The sequence below is a fragment of the Sorangium sp. So ce406 genome (genome assembly GCF_051474675.1).
Taxonomy (GTDB): domain Bacteria; phylum Myxococcota_A; class Polyangia; order Polyangiales; family Polyangiaceae; genus Sorangium; species Sorangium cellulosum_G.
The window spans coordinates 3309660-3328371 of record NZ_CP150340.1; the positions used below are offsets into that span (position 1 = coordinate 3309660).

Annotated in this window: 12 protein-coding genes and 1 pseudogene; 1 reads left to right on the plus strand and 12 read right to left on the minus strand. The window is 71.8% G+C overall.

Annotated features, from left to right (window positions below; genetic code table 11):
• Window positions 1–7 precede the first annotated feature (7 nt).
• From WME96_RS12425 to rpmH, 11 genes and pseudogenes are all read right to left on the minus strand, one after another.
• Complete coding sequence (locus tag WME96_RS12425) at window positions 8–3094, minus strand: FHA domain-containing protein (protein WP_437290355.1); 3087 nt, start codon at window positions 3092–3094, stop codon at window positions 8–10.
• A 277-nt stretch (window positions 3095–3371) separates the two neighbouring features.
• Complete coding sequence (locus WME96_RS12430) at window positions 3372–3506, minus strand: hypothetical protein (RefSeq protein ID WP_437290356.1); 135 nt, start codon at window positions 3504–3506, stop codon at window positions 3372–3374.
• Between the two features lie 168 nt (window positions 3507–3674).
• The gene (locus WME96_RS12435; protein WP_437290357.1) at window positions 3675–6086 is read right to left on the minus strand and encodes a protein phosphatase 2C domain-containing protein; all 2412 of its coding nucleotides are present in this window, start codon (window positions 6084–6086) and stop codon (window positions 3675–3677) included.
• Window positions 6087–6128: 42 nt separating this feature from the next.
• Window positions 6129–8270 (minus strand): FHA domain-containing protein, encoded by a 2142-nt coding sequence (locus WME96_RS12440; RefSeq protein WP_437290358.1) that lies wholly within the window; start codon window positions 8268–8270, stop codon window positions 6129–6131.
• 229 nt (window positions 8271–8499) lie between these two features.
• Complete coding sequence (locus tag WME96_RS12445; protein WP_437290359.1) at window positions 8500–9654, minus strand: FHA domain-containing protein; 1155 nt, start codon at window positions 9652–9654, stop codon at window positions 8500–8502.
• Between the two features lie 267 nt (window positions 9655–9921).
• On the minus strand, window positions 9922–10275 hold the full coding sequence (gene rplS / locus WME96_RS12450) for a 50S ribosomal protein L19 (RefSeq protein ID WP_433935683.1): 354 nt from the start codon (window positions 10273–10275) through the stop codon (window positions 9922–9924).
• Between the two features lie 296 nt (window positions 10276–10571).
• The gene (locus tag WME96_RS12455; protein ID WP_233561023.1) at window positions 10572–11135 is read right to left on the minus strand and encodes a protein jag; all 564 of its coding nucleotides are present in this window, start codon (window positions 11133–11135) and stop codon (window positions 10572–10574) included.
• A complete protein-coding gene (gene yidC / locus WME96_RS12460; RefSeq protein ID WP_437290360.1) occupies window positions 11128–12912 on the minus strand; it encodes a membrane protein insertase YidC in 1785 nt (594 codons plus the stop codon). The genes WME96_RS12455 and yidC overlap by 8 nt, the downstream gene beginning before the upstream one ends.
• A 308-nt stretch (window positions 12913–13220) precedes the next feature.
• Window positions 13221–13442, minus strand: a pseudogene (yidD, locus tag WME96_RS12465) (membrane protein insertion efficiency factor YidD); the annotation flags it as partial.
• 65 nt (window positions 13443–13507) lie between these two features.
• The gene (gene rnpA, locus WME96_RS12470; RefSeq protein WP_437290361.1) at window positions 13508–14065 is read right to left on the minus strand and encodes a ribonuclease P protein component; all 558 of its coding nucleotides are present in this window, start codon (window positions 14063–14065) and stop codon (window positions 13508–13510) included.
• Window positions 14066–14071: 6 nt separating this feature from the next.
• Window positions 14072–14221 (minus strand): 50S ribosomal protein L34, encoded by a 150-nt coding sequence (rpmH, locus tag WME96_RS12475; protein ID WP_012235155.1) that lies wholly within the window; start codon window positions 14219–14221, stop codon window positions 14072–14074.
• Window positions 14222–14477: 256 nt separating this feature from the next.
• On the opposite strand from rpmH, the gene WME96_RS12480 reads away from it, so the two are divergent.
• Window positions 14478–16235, plus strand: coding sequence for an OmpA family protein (locus tag WME96_RS12480; protein WP_437290362.1), 1758 nt, complete (start codon window positions 14478–14480; stop codon window positions 16233–16235).
• A 278-nt stretch (window positions 16236–16513) separates the two neighbouring features.
• On the opposite strand, the gene WME96_RS12485 is transcribed toward WME96_RS12480, so the two are convergent.
• Window positions 16514–18667 carry a thioredoxin domain-containing protein gene (locus WME96_RS12485; RefSeq protein ID WP_437290363.1) on the minus strand — a complete coding sequence of 718 codons (2154 nt, stop codon included), beginning with the start codon at window positions 18665–18667 and terminating at the stop codon, window positions 16514–16516.
• Between the last annotated feature and the right edge of the window lie 45 nt (window positions 18668–18712).

An 18712-nucleotide genomic window follows, 5' to 3' on the forward strand; every position in this document is an offset into this window, starting at 1 on the left:
CGCGGGGTCACACCGGATCGCGCCGCTTGAGGACCGCGCAGAGCGTGACGAGGATGAGCAGGGTCATCCCGGCGAGCACCGCGAAGGGGAGCCAGGTCTGGTCGTACGTGGTGAAGCCCCACGCGCCCGCGTAGTTGTCGGCCGCCATCTGCGCGATGGCGCACTTGAACTTGCCCGCCTCGATGAACTCCGCGGGGATCGTGTCGGTGCGGTGCAGATCGATGACCCAGGCCGGGTCCTCGGCGATCGCGGCGCGCTCCGGCGCGATCGCCCCCTCGAACCCCCAGCGCGCGGGGATGATGTACATGAGCGGCCGGAGGTGCGGCACGGTCGTCATCGGCACCATGAGCCCGCCGAGGACGACCTGGGGGATGAGCGCGATCGGCGTGAGCGCCATCGCCGCCTCGGACGAGGCGACCACCGTGGAGAGCAGGAGCCCCATCGCGACGGCGCTGATCGAGGTCGCGGTCAGCGCGGCGAGCTGCATGGCGAACGCCTGCATGCCGCCGTGGAAGCCGAGCGCGAAGAACACGATCGCGAGCAGGATCGTGCACTGGATGACGCAGAAGACGGCGAGCAGCAGGTACTTGGAGAGCACGTAGTTGACGAGCCCCAGGTTGACCATGCGCTCGCGGAGGTAGATGGCCCGCTCGCTGACGATCTCGCGCGCCGCGTTCGAGGTGCCGAACCAGACCGCGGCGACGACGAGGAAGAAGATCGCCGCGGTGTGGTCGGTGGTGACCTCCATGCCCTTGAGGACGTCGGCGCTCTGGTCCGCGCCGCCGGCGCGGCGGCCGAGCTCCTGGAGCGCGCCGAGGCACCAGGCCGGGATCGCCTTCTCCTGCCCGCCGAAGACAATGGCGAGCAGGATGCCGATGATCGGGGCCTGGAGCAGCATGATCAGGGTGCCGCCGATGTCGCGCTTCTTCACCTTGAAGTAGCGCGACAGGAGCAGGCCGAGCTGCCCCTTCGTCGTGGCGCGGCCGGCCGGGATGCCGCGCTGCCCCTGCCCGGTGCCGATCTCCCGGCGCCCGGAGTACATGCGCCGGTACGTCGCGTTGGCGTCGTTGAAGAACTCCTTGCGCCACTCGACGGCCGCGAGCTTCCGGGCCTCGCCGCGCGAGACGTTCGGGTCGCGCGCGCGGAGCTGGTCGAAGATGGGCCGCTCGCGGAGCGCGAGCATCTCGAACATGTCGCGCGGGTTGTCGACGTCGTTGGGCTGGCCGTGCCGCTCCTTCCAGCTCCCGAAGAAGCGGTACGCGTCGGGCCGGGTCGGCCCGAAGAACATCGGGATGCCGCCGTAGCCGAGGATGAGCGCGTGGCTGAACTTCTCGAACTCGTCCTTCGCCGGCTGGTGGATCGTCATGATGATCGTCTTGCCGGTCGCCTTCGTGAGGTCGTGCAGCAAGGTGATCAGCGCGGTCGTGTCGTCGGCGGCGAGGCCCGACGTCGGCTCGTCGAGGAAGAGGATGACGGGGTCGGTGACGAGCTCGAGCGCGATGTTGACGCGCTTGCGCTGCCCGCCCGAGAGGATCTTGTTCTCGGGCTTGCCGATCTGGAGGTTCTTGACGCCCTCGAGGCCGAGATCCTTGATGGTCTGCTCGACGCGCGCGTCGATCTCGGCCTCGGTGTAGTCGGGCGGGAGGCGGAACTTCGCGCTGTAGCGGACGGCCTCGAAGACGGTGAGCTCCGGGTGAACGAGGTCATCCTGCGGCACGTAGCCGATGGATCCGCGGAGCGTGTCGTAGATGTTGTAGAGGTCCTCGCCGTTGATGCGGACGACGCCGCTCGTGGGCGGCAGGTAGCCGTTCAGGGTGAGCAGGAGCGTCGTCTTGCCGGCGCCCGACGGCCCCATGAGCGCGATCATGTCGCCCGGCAGCGCCTTGAACGACACGTTGTCGAGGAGCGTCTTCTGCTCCTGGGGGTTGTCGCGGTCGGGGACCTGGAGCGAGAGGCTCCACGCCTCGATCTCGTAGAGCGGGCGGCCTGCCCAGCGATCGGCGGAGTACTCCTCCTGGACGACCTCGACGGCGCCCGCGCCCCCCATCTCGATCTGGAGGGGCATGGGCCCGATGTAGATCTTCTCGCCGCTCTGGACGGCGATCTTCTGGCCGGGCGCGATGCGGTTGCCGCGGACGTAGGTGCCGTTGGCGCTGCCGCGATCCTCGACGTAGAGCTGCCCGCTGATCGAGTGCAGGAGGGCGTGGTGGCTCGACACCTGGGGGTGAGCGAGCACGATGTCGTTGTCGGGGGTTCGCCCGATCTTCTTGACGTTCGACCCGCCGCCGGAGAAGTCGAGCTGGCCGAGGACGGTCTTGTTCTTCTTGCCGGGCGCGCCCGCGGCGGCGGGCAGGGACGACGCGGCGGGCGCGGGCTGCGACGCGTAGCCGCCGGCGGCGGGCTGCTGCGACGGATAGCCGGCGGCGGGCTGCGGCGGCGGCGCGTAGCCGGCGGGGGAGGGCTGTTGCGGCGCGTAGCCGGCCGGGGAGGGCTGGGGCGGCAGGGCGCTCGCGCCGGGCGCGGCGGGCAGCGCCGACATCCGGGCCGCCTGGGCGAGCTGGATGAGCAGGCTGACCTGGACCGGGACGGGCCCGAAGGCGACGGCGCCTTGCGGATCGATGGGCGTCGGCGTGCCGGGCGCGATGCGCTGCGCGCTCACGTACGTGCCGCTCGTCGAGTTGTGGTCGATGACCATCATGCGATCGAGCGTGACGGTCGCGTGCTGGCTCGAGACGCTCGGGTGCTGGAGCACGAGGGACGCGCGTCCGGGGTCTCGCCCGATCACGACCTGGCCGGGCGCGGGCGCGAGCGTGCCGGGCGACGCCAGCATCAGCGTGATGGCCGGATGGTTGAGCGGTACGGGCGCCTGCGCGACGACGAACTGGGTGCGGAAGTCGAACGGGAGCTGCTCTCCCGGCGCGAGCGTCCGTCCGTTCGCCGCCGCGGGACCTTGCCCGCAGACGAAGATCAGCTTGCCGCCGCCCTGGTTGATGATGCGCGCGTGCTCGGGCAGGACGCCGGGAGCGACGAGCACCACATCGCAGGTGGGAGCGCTGCCGATCGTGATGCTTTGTTTGCCTAGCCCCGGGATCATGCGGGCCCGGTTTCACCACAGGCCGTTGGGGAGAGCAAGGAAAGAGGCGCGTCGTCGTCCGCGGCAGCGTGTGGCGCGTGCGTGGGAATGTGCCGGAGCGTGCGCAGGCGCGCGGGAAGGAGAGATGCCCAGGAACGTGGCGAGGGCGAGGAGAGGAGCGCCTGTCTCGTGGGCGCAGCGCGGTGCGCGGGGCTCGGCGGGACGGTTTCGCCTGCTGGGCGAACAGAGCTTCTCGAGCGGAGCGTCGTGACGGGTGGGAGCCGGGCGGCTCAGCGCATCACAGATCGAGGAGCATGAAGCCGGCGCGGGCCTCTTCGAGGGAGGGCGTGCGAGCCGGTTCGGGCTCGTCTTCCATGTCCGCAGGTGTGCCGTCCATGTCGTGTCCGCACTCGAGCTCTTGGTCTCCAGGCATGGAGGGACCTCCGGAGAGCTAGGCTAATCCGGAATATGGTCCTTCTTCAATTGCATTCCGCGGCCGAGATCGCCGTGCAGCGCTCGTCCGTCTTCATCGAGCGTCGTGGGACGTTGTCGGGCGTGCTCGAGCGCACGGAGCGCGTGGGACGCCGTTCCGTCGTCGCGCTCAGCCGGCGGTGAGCTGCCAGAGCAGGACGGCGAGCAGCACGAGAATCACGGCCGAGATCGCGGCGATGGCGGCGATGGTGGCGCCGCGCGGGGCGCGCACGGTGGTCGGCATGCTCGGCGACGCAGACGACGACACGGGTCCAGAGAAGCTGGGCGCTGGCGCGCCGTAGCCGTGCGCGTTGGGCGGGGCGGGCGCGAGGTGATGGTGCGGGGCGGCGGCAGGGGGAACGCCCGGTGCCGGCGCGTGGTGTCCCGAGAAGCCGACCGACACCGGCGGAGCGTCCTGGGCGGCGCTCGCGTGAGGTGCCTGGCCGAAGGAGCCTGGGTGAGGTGCCGCGCCGAAGGGGCCGGGGTGAGGCGCTGCGCCGTAAGGAGCGCCAGGTGGAGGGGGCGCGCCGAAGGCGGCGCCCGGGTGAGGCGCTGCGCCGTAGGGCGCGCCGGGAGGACCCGGCGGGCCTTGGGGAGGTGCCACGCCGTAGGGAGCAGCGCCTGGGGGCGGTGGCGCGCCGAAGACGGCGCCTGGGGGAGGCGCCGCGCCGTAGGGAGCAGCGCCTGGGGGCGGTGGCGCGCCGAAGGGCCCCGGATGCGGCGCCACGCCGAAGGGGCCCGGGTGAGGCGCCGCGCCGTAGGAGGCGCCCGGGTGCGGTGGCGCGCCGAAGGGGGCCGGGTGAGGCGCTGCGCCCTGGACCCCCGGAGGCGGCACGGGGACGGCGGGGGCGCTCAGGGGCAGGGGAGACAGCACGGCGGGCGCGTCGGGCGCGTTCGGCGGAGGCGCCCCCGGCACGGTCGGGGGCAGCGCCAGGGCGGCGTCCGTGGCTGTCGGGCTCACGGCGGGCGCGCTGTCGATGGTTGGACGGAGCTTCGGCGCGCCGCTCGCAGCCTGCGGGGCCACCGGGGGCAGGTTGTCGGTGACCGTCGCGACGACCGCAGCCTCGCTGTCGATGGTCGTCGGATGGAGCTTCGGCGCGCTGCTGGCAGCCTGCGAGACCGCGGGGGGCAGGTCGTCGGTGACTGTCGGGCGGATGGCCGGAACGGCGGTCGCGCTGTCGATGGTCGTCGGATGGAGCTGCGGCGCGCCGCTGGCAGCCTGCGGAACCGCGGCGGGTTTGCGGTCGCTGCCCGTCGGGACCACGGTGATCGCATCGCTGCTCGGCGCAGGCGTGCTGCCGCTGCCTGTCGGGACCACGGTGGCCGCGTTGCTGGTCGGCGCCGGGCGCGGCGCGGGCGCGCTGCCGGCGACCGCGAGGCCCGGCAGGGGTGTGCTGGCGGCGGTGGCCGCGAGGCCCGGCACGGGCGTGCTGGCGGCGGTGGCCGCGAGGCCCGGCAGGGGTGTGCTGGCGGCGGTGGCCGCGAGGCCCGGCACGGGCGTGCTGGCGGCGGTGGCCGCGAGGCCCGGCACGGGCGTGCTGGCGGCGGTGGCCGCGAGGCCCGGCACGGGCGTGCTGGCGGCGGTGGCCGCGAGGCCCGGCACGGGCGTGCTGGCGGCGGCAGCGGGGCCGGCCGGCGCGCCGCCCGCAGCCCCCTCGGGCTGCGTCATCGCGAGGGTCTCCTGAGGACCCGACGGGCGCGGCTCGTCGCCCCCGGCACCTGCGCCCGGCGGCCCCTGCGCGATCGTCAGCGAGCGACCGCCGGTCTCGATGACCCGGGCCATCTGCACGGTGATGTTGTCGTGACCGCCGCGGTGGTTCGCGAGCTGGACGAGCATCCTGCACGCGTGCTCGACCGAGCCCGACGCGAGCGCCTGTCGCGTGCACCCGAGGATGTCCCCGCTGAGCACGAGGTCGGTGAGGCCGTCGCTCGACTGGATCAGCACGTCGCCCGGGTACAGCTCCATCGGCTCGGGTCGGACCTCGACCTCCACCTCCGGCTTCATCCCGAGGGCGCGCGTGATCTTGTTCGCGTCGGGGTGGCCGATCGCCTGCGCCTCCGTGATCATGCCCGCGTCGACCATCCCCTGCACCATCGAGTGGTCGCGCGTGAGGGGGTAGATCTGGTTGCTCCGGATCACGTACGCGCGGCTGTCGCCCACGTGCGCGATGTCGACGCCGCCGTCGTGGAGGACCATCGCGACGACGGTCGACCCGGGCCGGACGCGGTTGTCCGCCGGCCCGCCGAGCTGGTAGACGCGGCGCCCCGCCTCCTCGATCGCGGCCTTGAGCGCCGCCCTCGGATCCACCGTGGGCGGCGTCTGCTCGATCACCTCGAAGATGGTCTTGATCGCGGTGCGGCTCGCCTCGCTCCCTCCGTAGTGCCCGCCCATGCCGTCGCACAGGACGCAGAGGTGACCGAACTTGGTCTCGGCGTAACCGCACGCATCCTCGTTGACCTGCTTGTTCGGATCCCGACCCGCATCGCTGGCCTGGGCGAACTCGATCGTGAGGTGAAGGGAGGACTCGGTCGGGGGCATCATGGGGGAGCGTCGCTCGGCGCGTGAGGCCGAGCCTCGGACACGCTACTCCAAACGGACGCTGAACTCGACGGGGCCGAACCTCAAGGACGCACCGGGCGGCACGGGCGTCCACACGGCCGCGGCGGTGCGCTGGCCGTTCACGTACGTCCCGTTGTTGGACCCCTCATCCCGCACGAAGAGCTGGCCGGCCTCGAGCTTCAGGCTCGCGTGGGTGCCGGAGACGCGGGGCTCCGAGAGCGCGATCATGCACGTGGCGCCGTCGCGGCCCGCGCGCACCTCGACGCCGGGATGCACGGTGAAGATGCCCGCCGGACCCGAGAGCGTCGCCCGGCTGGCCCCGCCCGGGAGCGGCATCATCGGCCCGCCGCCGTACCCGAAGTCGCCCGGGGGAGGCGGCGCGGGCGCGTACGGCGGCGCCGCAGGCCCGCCGCCCGCCACGATGGGTCGCGGCGGCGCCGCCGCCACCGCGCCGCGGCGACGGCCGCCGCCGCCGCGGAAGATCGACACGAGCAGCAGCACGATGACGACGCCGCCGAAGGTCACGCCGCCGATGAGCAGGTACGGCAGCGGCGCCTCCTTCGCCTTCAGCGTGAGGATCTTGTCGGCCGTGACCGCGCTCGTCCGTCGCGCCTGGTTGTCGTAGACGATGAGGCGCGCCGTCATCTGGTCGCCCTTGCCCACGAGGAACTTGTCCGTGTCCGGGAGCTCGAACTCGACGACGCTGTCGCCGGCGGTGACCGCCTTGCCGCGCATCCCGCCCTCGATCAGCGTCCGCTGAGCCTTCTTCGCGTCCTCGAGGTTCCCGCCCTGCAGCGACTGCGGCGCGGCCTGGTTCTTCGGGACCATGTAGATCTCGGCCCGCTGCGTGTTGCCGCCCCAGCAGAAGTTGCCGAAGATCTTCACCGTGCCGCCCGGGTAGAGCGGGTCCTTCTTCGCGGCGCGATCGGTCGCCTCCCGGTCGATGTCGAGCGGCCACGCGGTGGGATCGATGCCGACGGGGACGTTCTGGAACGTGGCGTCGCCCGCGATCGGCGGATCCGTGTTGATGAACGCGAGCTTGAACGTCTGCGTGATGCTCGGCGCGACGCACGAGACCCGCCACTTCACGATGTGCATCTTGTTGAAGCGGGTGCGGATCGCGTTGACGATGTTGGCCGCGCGCCGCTGCTGGCCGTCGCGCACCACGCTGAAGAAGCCGCCGATCTCGGTGTTGGCCATCCCCTCCATGAACTCGCGCGCGTTCGCCGTGAACTCCTCGACGAGCCGGCTCGGGAACCAGATCGAGATGACGGGCACCGGCGTCTTCGGCAGGACGTCGTTGTTCTCGGGGAACCGCCCCTTCGTCAGGTAGTCCCGCAGGAGGTTCGACGCCGCGGCGGTCGAGCTCGGATCCGCGCCGGCGGAGCCGTTCGAGAGCACCACCATCGCCTGGTGCATCGGCACCGGGACCCCCTGGCCGGCGTTGCCGAGCTCCTTGAACGCGTCGGTCGCGGCGTTCTTGATGATCGTGAAGAGCGGGCGCGTGCGGCCCTGCGTCGGGTAGGTGCGCGTGACGCCGCCGATGGCCTGCGCCGCCGTCTGCTTGTTGCTGACCCACTTCGAGTCCTCGACGACGCCGCGATCGTTGAAGAAGATCACGTCGACGATGTCGTTCGGCTGCATCGCGTTGACGAACGCGCTCGCGACCGCCTTCGCCTCGTCGAAGCGGGTGCCCATGCTCGACGCGGCGTCGATCAGGATGAGCCACGCCGTCCCGACGCCCGGCTGGCCGGCGCTGTCGCCCCACCGCGCCTTCGACTCGAACTTCGCCGGCAGGTCCGTCCCGTCGACCGTGACGGAGAAGATCGCGTTCTTCTCGGGGAAATCGAAGGACGAGTAGAGCGCCGACGGCTGCTCGATCGCGTCGGCGACGCAGTCGAGGTTCGCGTCGCCCGTGAGCGCGGCGCAGTTGCGGGTGATGTCGCTGAGGCGCTTGTTCTGCACGACCTCGAGCACGGTCGTGAGCACGGGCGAGCCGTCCACGGTGCTCGCGCGCGGGTCGACGCGGAGCAGGTGCGCCTCGGGGGCGGCCTCGGCGCGGCCCTGGCCGGCGAGGAGCGCGAGGACGGCGGCCGCGAGCGCGAGGAGCGGGGCGCAGAGCAGGGCTCTGCCCCCGCGCCCCCCGCGACGGGCGGGGGCGCTCATGGACTGGATCGGGCGAGTCGCGTCATGAGAGGGAGTCATGCGTGGGGATCTCCAGCGAGCGCGAGGGAGCAGAGGAGCGCTCCCCGCGCGAGCGGGGCGGCCGCCGCGCGCTGGCGGCGGCTATCCGGTTGGTTTTCACGCAGCCTGGCAGGGGCGCCAGGTGCCGGTCGAACGTCGCGGGGAAAGGGGGCCGGGCTGGGCAACGGCTCTCCTCGTGCGATGGGGCCCGTCAAGCGCGCGCGGCCACGCTGAACAGGATGACGCTGTAGCCGCCGAAGCGGATCTTGTCGCCATCGCGCAGCTCGCGTCGGCCCTGGAAGCCGATCGCCTCTTCGTTGTGGAACGTCCCGTTGGTCGAGCCGAGGTCGGCGAGGACGACGCGACCGCCTTCGACCTCGAGCGTCGCGTGATGCGTCGACGTCGTCCCGTGAGCGATCTCGATGTCGACCTTCTGCCCTGTCTCCGCGCGGCCGACGACGTTCTTGCCGTGCCAGAGCGGCCAGAACTTGCCGAGCGGGTCGTCCTGGAAGCTCACGAGGAAGCCCGCGAGGGGGCGGCGCTCCTGCCCGATGCTCCCGGCCCTCGGCGGCGCCGACGCGTGCTGGTGCACCGCGGGCGGCGCGGACATGTACGGCGGCGGCGGCGCCGGCAGCGGCATGCCCTGGTGGGGCGGCGGGGGAGGCGGGGGCGGCGGCTCGCCATAGCCTCCGCCGAGGCCGCCGGGTTGCATCATGGGCGGGGGCGCGGACGGCCCGCCCTGGTTGGGCGGGTAGGCGGTCTGGTTGAAGGCGTCGCCGCTCATCTGGATGCCGTCGAGGGCGATCGGGTGGCCTCCCTCCATGCAGAACGAGCCGCCCGCCGGGATCGCGTGCCCCTGCACGCAGCGCGCGCCCTGCTGCTGCGGGGGCGGACCGAAGCCCGGCCGCGGGGCCCCGGGGTAGCCGCCTTGCTGATCCTGATAGCCCGGTGACGAGCCGTAGCTGCCGCCCGGCGCGCCGAACACCGGCGGCTCCGGCGGGAAGGGCGGCGGCTTCAGCGGCAGCGGAGGCGGCGGCTGGGGCGCGCCGTAGCCGCCGGGCTGCGCCCCGAAGGGCGGAGGCGGACCGAAGCTGGAACCGCCGCCCTCGGGCGGCGGCGGGAAACCGGGAGGAGCCCCGAACGGCGCCGGCGGGGGCGGACCAAAACCGCCGCTCGGCGAGCCGAAGTTGGGAGGAGGCTCGGGGGGCGAGCCGAAGCCCGGAGCAGGAAAGGGGGGCGGAGGAGGCGGGGGCGGAGGAGGCGGCGCTCCAAACGCACCGGGCCCGGACGGGGCGAGCGGCGAGGCGCAGACAGCGCAGAACTTATCGGCGGGGGTCGCGGGCGCACCGCAACGCGGACAGAGCATGGTGATCCTTCTCGGGTTTCGCGGCGCCCCGGGCGCCGCCGCCGCGAGCATACCGTGGGCGCTCGGCCGAGGATCAAGAAGAAGTATGCGGGAATCCTTGCTGACGGCCGACAATGCGGCCGGCGCGCGAGCGCGCATCGCGTCGCGCAGGGGCTGCGGCGACGCGCCGGTGAAGCTGCACGCGCGGAGCAAGAGGACGGCTGCCCGCCTGGCAGCCGGATCTGCGGGGCGCTCTGTTCGAGCTGCCGGGACGCCGGCGGGGGCGGATCAGTCCTTCGCGTCGCGGACGCGGGCGGCCTTGCCGGCGAGGTTGCGCAGGTAGAACAGGCGCGAGCGGCGGACCACGCCGCGCGAGACGACCTCGACCTTGTCGATGCGGGGGCTGTGGAGGAGGAAGATGCGCTCGACGCCGACCGTGAAGCTCACCTTGCGCACGGTGAAGGTGCTCCGGACCCCGGCGCGGTGCCGCTTCAGCACGACGCCCTGGAACACCTGGATGCGCTCCTTCTCACCCTCGACGATCCGGTAGTGGACGCGCACCGTGTCGCCGACCCGGAAATCCGGGATCCCCTCGCGGAACAGGGGAGCTTCGATCTTCGCGAGGATGTTCGAGGTCTGCATGGTCGGTCAATCCTTCAAAGGGTCGGGGATCCGTCTTCGCGGTCCCCTGCTCAAGGGGGCAGGGCCGCCGCCGTTCATGGGCTGCGTCCGGCGGAGCGGAGACCGCGCGCGGCCGTGGGCTTCACGCCATGAACGCAGATGCTGCCCGGTTGCGGTTCCGGGAGCATGGACGCGAGCGCAGGCTCGCGCACCTCCCCGGGGGGTACCGGAGAGGTGCGGCATTATGCATGCGGGCGATCGGGTGTCAACGGCGGCAAGAGCGCGGATGCGCGCCGCGTTCTGTGCTGGCGACGGGCTCAGCGACGGACGGGGATGATCTGCACGCGGCGGGCTTCTCCCTCGCCGTCGCTCTTCGTGACGACGCCGGGGAACTTCGCCAGGGCGAGGTGGACGACGCGGCGGTCCTGCGGGTTCATCGGCTCGAAGGTGATGATCTTGCCCTCCTCGACCGCCTGCTTGCCCAGCCGGCGCGCCATGGAAGAGAGCGTGTCCTCCCGGCGCTGCCGGTAGCCCTCGGCGTCGATGATCACGTGGCGCCGCTTCTTGCCGGGCCGGTTGATCACGCGGTTGGCGAGGAACTGCAGCGCCGAGAGCGTCTGCCCCTTCTTGCCGATCACGCGGCCCGCGTCCTTCCCCTCGATCTCGAGGCGGATCTCCTCGGGCGGATCTTCCTCTTCGTTCTCGAGGAGGTCGACGGTGCAGTCCATGCCCATCGCCGCGAGCACATCGATGACGAAGTCGAGCGCGATGTCGGCGCGCCCGTCCTCCACGAACTCGGCCGCGTCGCCAGCGCCCTGCGCCTCTGCATCGACATCGACGTCCGCCGCGTCGATTCCCCTTTCGGCAGCTTCACTATCCACGGACACGTGCTTTTCCCTTTCCGAGAGCAGGCGCCGACTTGTCGTCGTCGCCGGGAGTCTTCTTCATCGCGGATTGGGGCTCCGCGGTCGCGACCTCGCGCACCACGATGCCGCCGGCCCGTTCGTCCTTCGCCTTCAGGTACCGCTCGACGAGCAACTGCTGACCGATGCCGAGCCAGGTGTTCGTCAGCATGTAAACGCCGAGGCCGGCCGGGAGGAAGAGCATCATTGCGGTGAAGATGCCGGGCATCAGGTACAGCATCATCTTCTGCTGCGCCGGGTCGCCCTGCGGGGGCATGAGCTTCTGCTGGATGAAGCTCGACGCGCCGAGGACGATGGGGATGATGAAGTACTTCCCCGGGGCGGACAGGTCCGGGATCACGGGGCCGAACGGGGTGTGGTAGAGCTCGACCGCCGTCTGGAGCGCGGTGTAGAGGGCGAACCACACCGGCATCTGGAGCAGCATCGGGAAGCAGCCGATGACCGGGTTCGCGACCTTGTTCTTGCGCCAGAGCTCCTGCATCGCGAGGCCGCGCTGGGTGGCGTCGTCCTTGTACCTCGCGTTGATCTCGTCCATCTCCGGCTTGAGCTTGCGCATCGCCGCGGCGCTCTTGATCTGCTGGATGCTCAGCGGGAAGAGCAGGATCCGGACGGTGATCGTGAGCAGGCAGATCGCCCAGCCCCAGCTCCCGACGGCGCCGTAGAGGACGTAGAGGTACGAGACGAGGATCTTCGCGATCGGCGAGAACCAGCCGAGGTTGATGACCTCGCTCGCATCGTGGCCCACGCCGGCGAGCAGATCGCGCTCCTTCGGGCCAGTGAAGGAGAGGACCTTGTAGGTCACCGCGCCGCCGGGCGCGAGCTCGTGCTCCGGATAGGCGAGGCGCGCGCGGTAGACGTGCCCGAAGCTCGGATCGTTGCCCTTCTGCGGGTGCTTCGCCGCGTCCCAGATCTCCTCGATCTGCGTCTCGGCCACCGGCTGCCCGGGCCCTTCCTGCGGGATCGCGATCTTGCTGAAGTAGCTGCTGGAGACCGCGACGAAGCGCGCGCTCCCCGGCGTGCGGCGCCAGCGCTCGGGGGTGAACTCCGGGTCCTTGAAGTCCTTCGGCTCGAACGCGTCCGGGTGCTGGCGCTCGGTCTTCTGGTCGGTCGCGGCGACCGTCTCGGTGATCCACTCCGAGATCAGGCCGAGGTGGCCCTCGGTCTCCTTCTGCGTGCGCCACGCGGTCTGCTCGACGGCGAACCGGTGCTTGCGCGGCTCCTGCGCGAGGTTCTCGACCGTCACCTGCAGCGAGAGCTCGAAGGGGCGGCCCGTGGCGGCGACGACCTTGGTCAGCCGCGTCGTGTCATCGGCGTAGGTGAAGGTGCAGCTCTTGCCGTCCTGCGCCGAGAGCTTCCAGTCCAGATCATCGAACGGCACCTGCGGCGCGCTGCCGCCGGGCAGGCGCAGGTCCGTCCTGAGGGGCATCCGCGACTCGAGCGACGTGGTGACCAGGTCCATCGGCTGGCGCTCGCCGTTCCCGGTCGTGTACTTCGGGTCGGTCATCCAGAGGTGCCGCACCGACCCGCCCCGCGTGGACAGCTCGGCCTTGAACCGAGGTCCCTCGACGACGCAGGCCTCCGCGGGGGCGCGCTCCGCGGGGGCCGTGCTGTCGTTGACGTCGAGCGGCTGGAACTGCACCTCGGCGCTGCCGAAGAGGAGCGGCTTGCCGTACTGGATGAACAGGAAGATGGCGAGGCCGAGGAACAGCCATTTGGCGATATTGCTGCGTTCCATGAAGTCCTTCGTCGGTCCCAGGATCTCGATCCGCGCCCCTGGCTGCTGGAATCTCGTGACTCCTCACGAGGCTGCCCAGGGTCGCTCCAGATGGGCTTCGCTCCGTGACGTGTCGGGCGCCGCGCCGTCGGGGCCGAGTCGACGGTCGAGCGGGATCAGTCCATGAGATTGACCCGGCCGCTGAAGTCCGCCTGCCGGGGAGGCGGGGCGAGCTCCGTGCCAGTAGACGAACAGCGTGCCGCATCCCGCCGGTCAGCGTCCCGTTGCGGCGGCATCTCGGCCGCCGCACCACGGCGAAGACGAGGTGGAGGAGGAGGGTCGAACCCGCCCGGATGAAACGGGTGACACCTACACAGTCGTCTGAGCGAAAGCAAGCTCCCCCGCAGCGCTCCATGCCCCAGGATGCAGGCCGCGGCATAGCGTGAGCAGGAAGGCTCGAACCGGCAGACCGGCCCCATCAACGCCACGATGACCCTGGAGAGCGTCATCTGGTAGACGCGGATCAGCGCGAGGAGGAGCTTCGCCAGCATGCGGTGACCCGTGGGAGAGCACGGAGCTTGGGGCTCGGCGCACCACGGCGCAAGGCTGCGCGGCATCATCCTCGGGCCGGTGGCGCCGGATCCCCCGCGGCGCGCTCGTCCGCGCCGCGCGCGGCGGCGATCGGCGGCGAGGCGGCGAGCGCGTCCCGCGCCCGGCGGCGGACAACCGGGACCACGCTGCGCAGCTCCGCGAGGACGTCCTCGAGGCCGAGCGAGCCGGCGCCGGTGCGCAGGATCACCACGATATCGACGCGGTCCGGGAACAGCTCCGGAAATCTCCGGAACGCCTCCCTGAGCAGGCGCTTCGCGCGGTTGCGGGCCACGGCGCCGCCGACCTTGCGCGAGGCGACGAGGCCCAGGCGGGACGCCGCGTTCGGCGAGGGCGGCACAGCGGCGGCGCCGCTCTCGCCGAGCGCGGCGCCGCGCTCCTTGCCGCGGCGGGCCCCGCCGCGAGGCATCGCGGCGGTAGGGGCCGAGACGAGGATCAGCAGGTGGCGGGTGGTGACGCGGTGCCCGCCGTTCTGGATGCGGACGAAATCAGCCCGCTTGCGGATGCGCCGCGCGCGGGGGAAAGAAGCGGACGCCGACGAGCGCGGGCGCGCTGGCGTCGCCACGCCGCGTTACTTCTTGTAGATGGTGGGCGCGAGCCGGGCGCGGCCCTTGCGGCGGCGATTGTTGATGACCTTGCGACCGCCGGCGGTCGCCATTCGCGCACGGAAGCCGTGGGTCCGGGCGCGGCGGGTGTTATGGGGCTGGTAGGTGCGCTTCATGGCTGGTGGTCCCTTGGCGTTCTGGACCGCGAACGGCGGCAACCTGGCCGCACGTCAAGCGGGCGCGCAAGAAAGCACGGCATTCGGCTCAGGTCAACACAAGACGACGCGGCGTGGCCCCGTTTCGCCGTTCTCTCTCACCTTTCTAGGTACCTGGGTTAGCGTGTAGCCTCCGATCGACCGCGATGGCCGTTCTAGACGGGTCACAGGAGGGAATTTGGCGCGCACCGGAGGACACAGGGGGGAGAAGCAGCACGTGACTGCGCGGAGCGTCAGGCGACGCGCGCTGGGCGCTGCTGCGGCGGGAGCGTTGTTCCTGGGCGCGCTCCCTGCCAGCGCACAGACCAGAACGTTCTACCTCGACCGGCTCTACATGGCCGGCGCTCCCGACGACTCGATCGCGCTCTGGCGGCCGCAGGTGGCGCCGCAGACGCGCTTCTTCGGGCAGTTCGGGCTGGGCTTCGGCCTCAACCCCTTCCGGGTCGAGAACATGCTGAACGACGAGCGCTCCGCGGAGCGGTTCAGCAGGGAACATGGCGCGCCGGTGTCCTCGCAGTTCATCGGGTACCTCAACGGAGGCGTCGAGTTCCTCGACCGCTTCAGCGTCCAGGTTGGGCTGCCGTTCATCGGATTCCAGACGAGCAACCAGACGAACGACTCGGACGTCGGCGGCGCGCAGGACGCGGCGAGCCCGTCCGCGGCCGCGATCATGGACATGCGGCTCGACGCGCGGGCGATCCTGTACCGCTCCGACGATCGCTCCTTCAAGCTGGGCGTCAACGCGGCGGCGTGGGTGCCGACGGGCCACGCATACTCGTTCTCCGGCGACAAGAGCACGAGCGCGCTGGTCGGGATCTCGGGCGAGATCGACCTCAAGTCGATGTTCTTCGTGCTCAACACCGGGGTGCAGTTCCGTCCGTTCGCCTCGCTCAACGACTTCAACGTGTCGAACGAGTGGCGCTGGGGGGTCGGCGGCTTCGTGCCGCTGCGGAACGGGACGATGCGGCTCGGCGCGCAGATCTTCGGGTCCACCGGCCTCGGCCGGGGTACGACGTTCACCGGAGACAACACCCCGCTCGAGTGGATGGCCGAGGGGCGGCTCGCCCTCGACGAGAAGAAGAAGGGGTGGCTCGGGGTCGGCGGCGGGACGCGGCTCAGCGGCGGCTATGCGCCGGACTTCCGGTTGGTCGGCGTCATCGGCTACGCGTTCGGCATCTCGGACGTCGAGCCCATGTCGCCCGGCAGGCGCTTCCAGGCGCCCCCGCCGCGCTCCGCGGACACGGACAAGGACGGCTACCCGGACGACATCGACCTCTGCCCGACCGATCCCGAGGACGGCAAGATGCCGAACCCGAGCGACGGCTGCCCGGCGCTGCCCGATCGCGACGGCGACGGCATCCCCGACACCAGCGACAAGTGCCCGGATCAGCCCGAGGACTTCGACAAGATCAACGACGCCGACGGCTGCCCGGAGGACGACGCCGACGAGGACAACATCGCGGACGCGAAGGACGCCTGCCCGAAGGAGCCGGGCGAGCCCAGCCCCGAGCCGGCGAAGAACGGCTGCCCGCAGTTCATCCGCCGGATCACCGGGTCGAGCGAGATCCAGATCCTGAAGCAGGTGCAGTTCGCGACCGGCAGCGCGAGGATCCTGCAGAACAGCTACGGCATCCTCGACGAGGTCGTCCGGCTGCTCAAGGTGAACCCGGAGATCACGCTCGTCGCGATCGAGGGCCACACGGACAACCGCGGCTCCGACCAGCTCAACGAGAAGCTCTCGAACGACCGCGCCCACTCGGTGAGGACCTACCTGATCGAGCGGGGCGGCATCGATCCGGCCCGCCTCACGGCGGCAGGCTTCGGGCCGAGGCGGCCGATCGAGACCAACGACACCGAGGCCGGGCGCCAGAAGAACCGCCGCGTCGAGTTCCACATCCGCGAGAGCAACACCGGCGGCAACAAGGCGGGCGGCAACGACGCCGGCGGCAGCAGTGGCGGTACGGTCACGCCGTAGGTGCCGGGGCGGGGCGGCGCGCGCGGGAGCTCTGCTGTTCGCGGTCCTCTCGTGCGCGTGCCGCCCCGACCAGGGGGCGCCCTACCAGTGCGATTGCACCTTCGTCACGGACTTCGACGACGACGCGAAGCTCGATGTGGAGATCTGCGCGCCGAGCGAGGCCCGCGCCGAGGGCGTGGGGCGCGGGTGCGCTCAGACCCACGCGCCAGGCCCGGTGTCCGGGTGCTCGTGCAGGAGCATCCCGGGCCGCGGGCCGTGCGAGCTCCGCGCGTGCCGCACTACCCCAGCAGAGCCCTGAGCTCGGCCGGCTCGGTGACAGGGGCCGAGCACGATCGCCCGCGGCAGACGTAGGCCACGGCCTCGCCGGGGCGCGCCGGCTTCCCCTCGGCGACGACCTTCACCGCCGCGGCGCTCTCCGGGCGCGCCGGATCCACGACGACCACCGCCCGGTTCGGCAGGTAGGCCTTGAACGCCTCGCGGGCGAGGTCGCCGGCCGCTGCAGAGCCCGTCTCGCCGACCACGACGACCGTCACGCTGCCGCGCGCCAGGCGGTCGAGCACGCACACGGTCTGGCCGAGCCCGAACGGGTTCTCGAGCGCGGCCGGCGCGAGCGCCTCGAGCTGCCGCTCCGCCGGGGAGAGGTAGCGCTCGTCGGCGATCTCGGCGAGGCGCAGGCAGAGCTGCGCGGCCATCGAGACGGCCGAGGGCGCGGCCTGATCGTAGATGTCCTGCGTGCGCGCGATCAGCGCGTCGCCGTCGTCCGGCGTGAAGAAGAACCCGCCCGCGGCCTCGTCCCAGTGGTGCGCGATCATCGCGTCGGCGATCGCGCGCGCGACGCCGACGTAGCGCGGATCGGAGGTCGCCTCGTACAGGTCGAGCGCCGCGTTCCCGAGGTACGCCTGGTCGTCGAGGAACCCCGGCCGCACATCGATCGCGGCCGCGCCGACGCCGCCGCGCTCGGCCCTCGCGCCGCCGGGCGCGCCGTCCTTGAGGTACCGGCCGACCCGGCCGCCGCGCAGGAGCTTCCGCTCGAACAGCGCGAACGCGCGCGCCGCGGCGTCGACCCAGGCGGGCTCATCCAGCGCGCGGCCCGCGTCGGCGAGCGCGCCGATGAGCAGCCCGTTCCAGCTCGCGAGCACCTTGTCGTCGCGCGCCGGCCGGGGCCTCGCCTCGCGCGCGGCGAGCATCCTGGTCCTGGCGCGCGCGAGCGCCTCGCGGCACCGCCCGAGGTGCGTCCCGGCGCCCGCGCCCGCGTCGAGGACGGCCGCGGCCTGCTCCACCGTGCGGTGCTGCGACAGCACCGTCGCGCCGGTGTGCTCGAAGTTGCCCTCCTCGGTGATGCCGAAGACGAGGCGGGCCACGTCGTACGCGAGCTGATCCTCGCCGACCGCCGCGCGCAGATCGTCGAGCGTCCACACGAAGAACTTGCCCTCGCTCCCCTCGGAGTCGGCGTCCTGTGACGCGTAGAACCCGCCCTCCGGGTCGCGCATCTCGGCGAACAGGTAACCGACGAGCTCGCGCGCCGCCTCGGCGTAGATCGGCTTCTTGAACGCGCGGAAGCCGTCGACGTAGAGGCGCAGGAGGAGCGCGTTGTCGTAGAGCATCTTCTCGAAGTGCGGCACGAGCCAGCGCTCGTCCGTGGAGTAGCGGTGGAAGCCGCCGCGCAGCTGGTCCCAGATCCCGCCGTCGCGCATGCGGTCGAGCGTGAGCTCGACGCTGTCGGCCGCGACGCGATCGCCCTCCAGCGCGCCGCGGCGGAGCAGCACGTCGAGCGCCATCGTGTTCGGGAACTTCGGCCGCGTGCCGATCCCGCCGTGGCGGTCGTCGAAGCGCGCGAGGAGCTGCCGCGACGCGCGCCGGAGCAGGTCCGACGAGGCGGGCTCGGCGGCGCTCGCCGGCGCTGCGGCGCGCCCCGGCGCGCGCTGCGTGCGCTCGATGGCCTGGGTGATCTCCTGCGCCTGGAGCTCGACCTCGTCGCGCCGGCTCCGGTAGGCGTCGGCGACCGCGTCGAGGACCTTCGGGAAGCCGGGCATGCCGAACTTGTCCTTCGGCGGGAAGTACGTGCCCGCGAAGAAGGGCCGCTGATCGGGGGTGAGGAACACCGTGAGCGGCCAGCCGCCGCTCCGGCCCATGAGCTGCACGACGAGCTGGTAGATGTGATCGAGGTCGGGCCGCTCTTCCCGGTCGACCTTGATGTTCACGAAGAGCTCGTTCATGCGCCGGGCGATCGCCTCGTCCTCGAACGACTCGCGCTCCATCACGTGGCACCAGTGGCAGGCGGCGTAGCCGATGGACAGGAGGATCGGCCTGTCCTCGCTCCGGGCGAGGTCGAGCGCCTCGGCCCCCCACGGGTACCACTCGACCGGGTTGTGCGCGTGCTGCAGGAGGTACGGCGACGACTCGCTCGCGAGCCGGTTCGTGTGGGCTGCCATGGCGCCCACCTAGCGCCGGGCGGAGGGGACCGCCAGCGGTGGCCT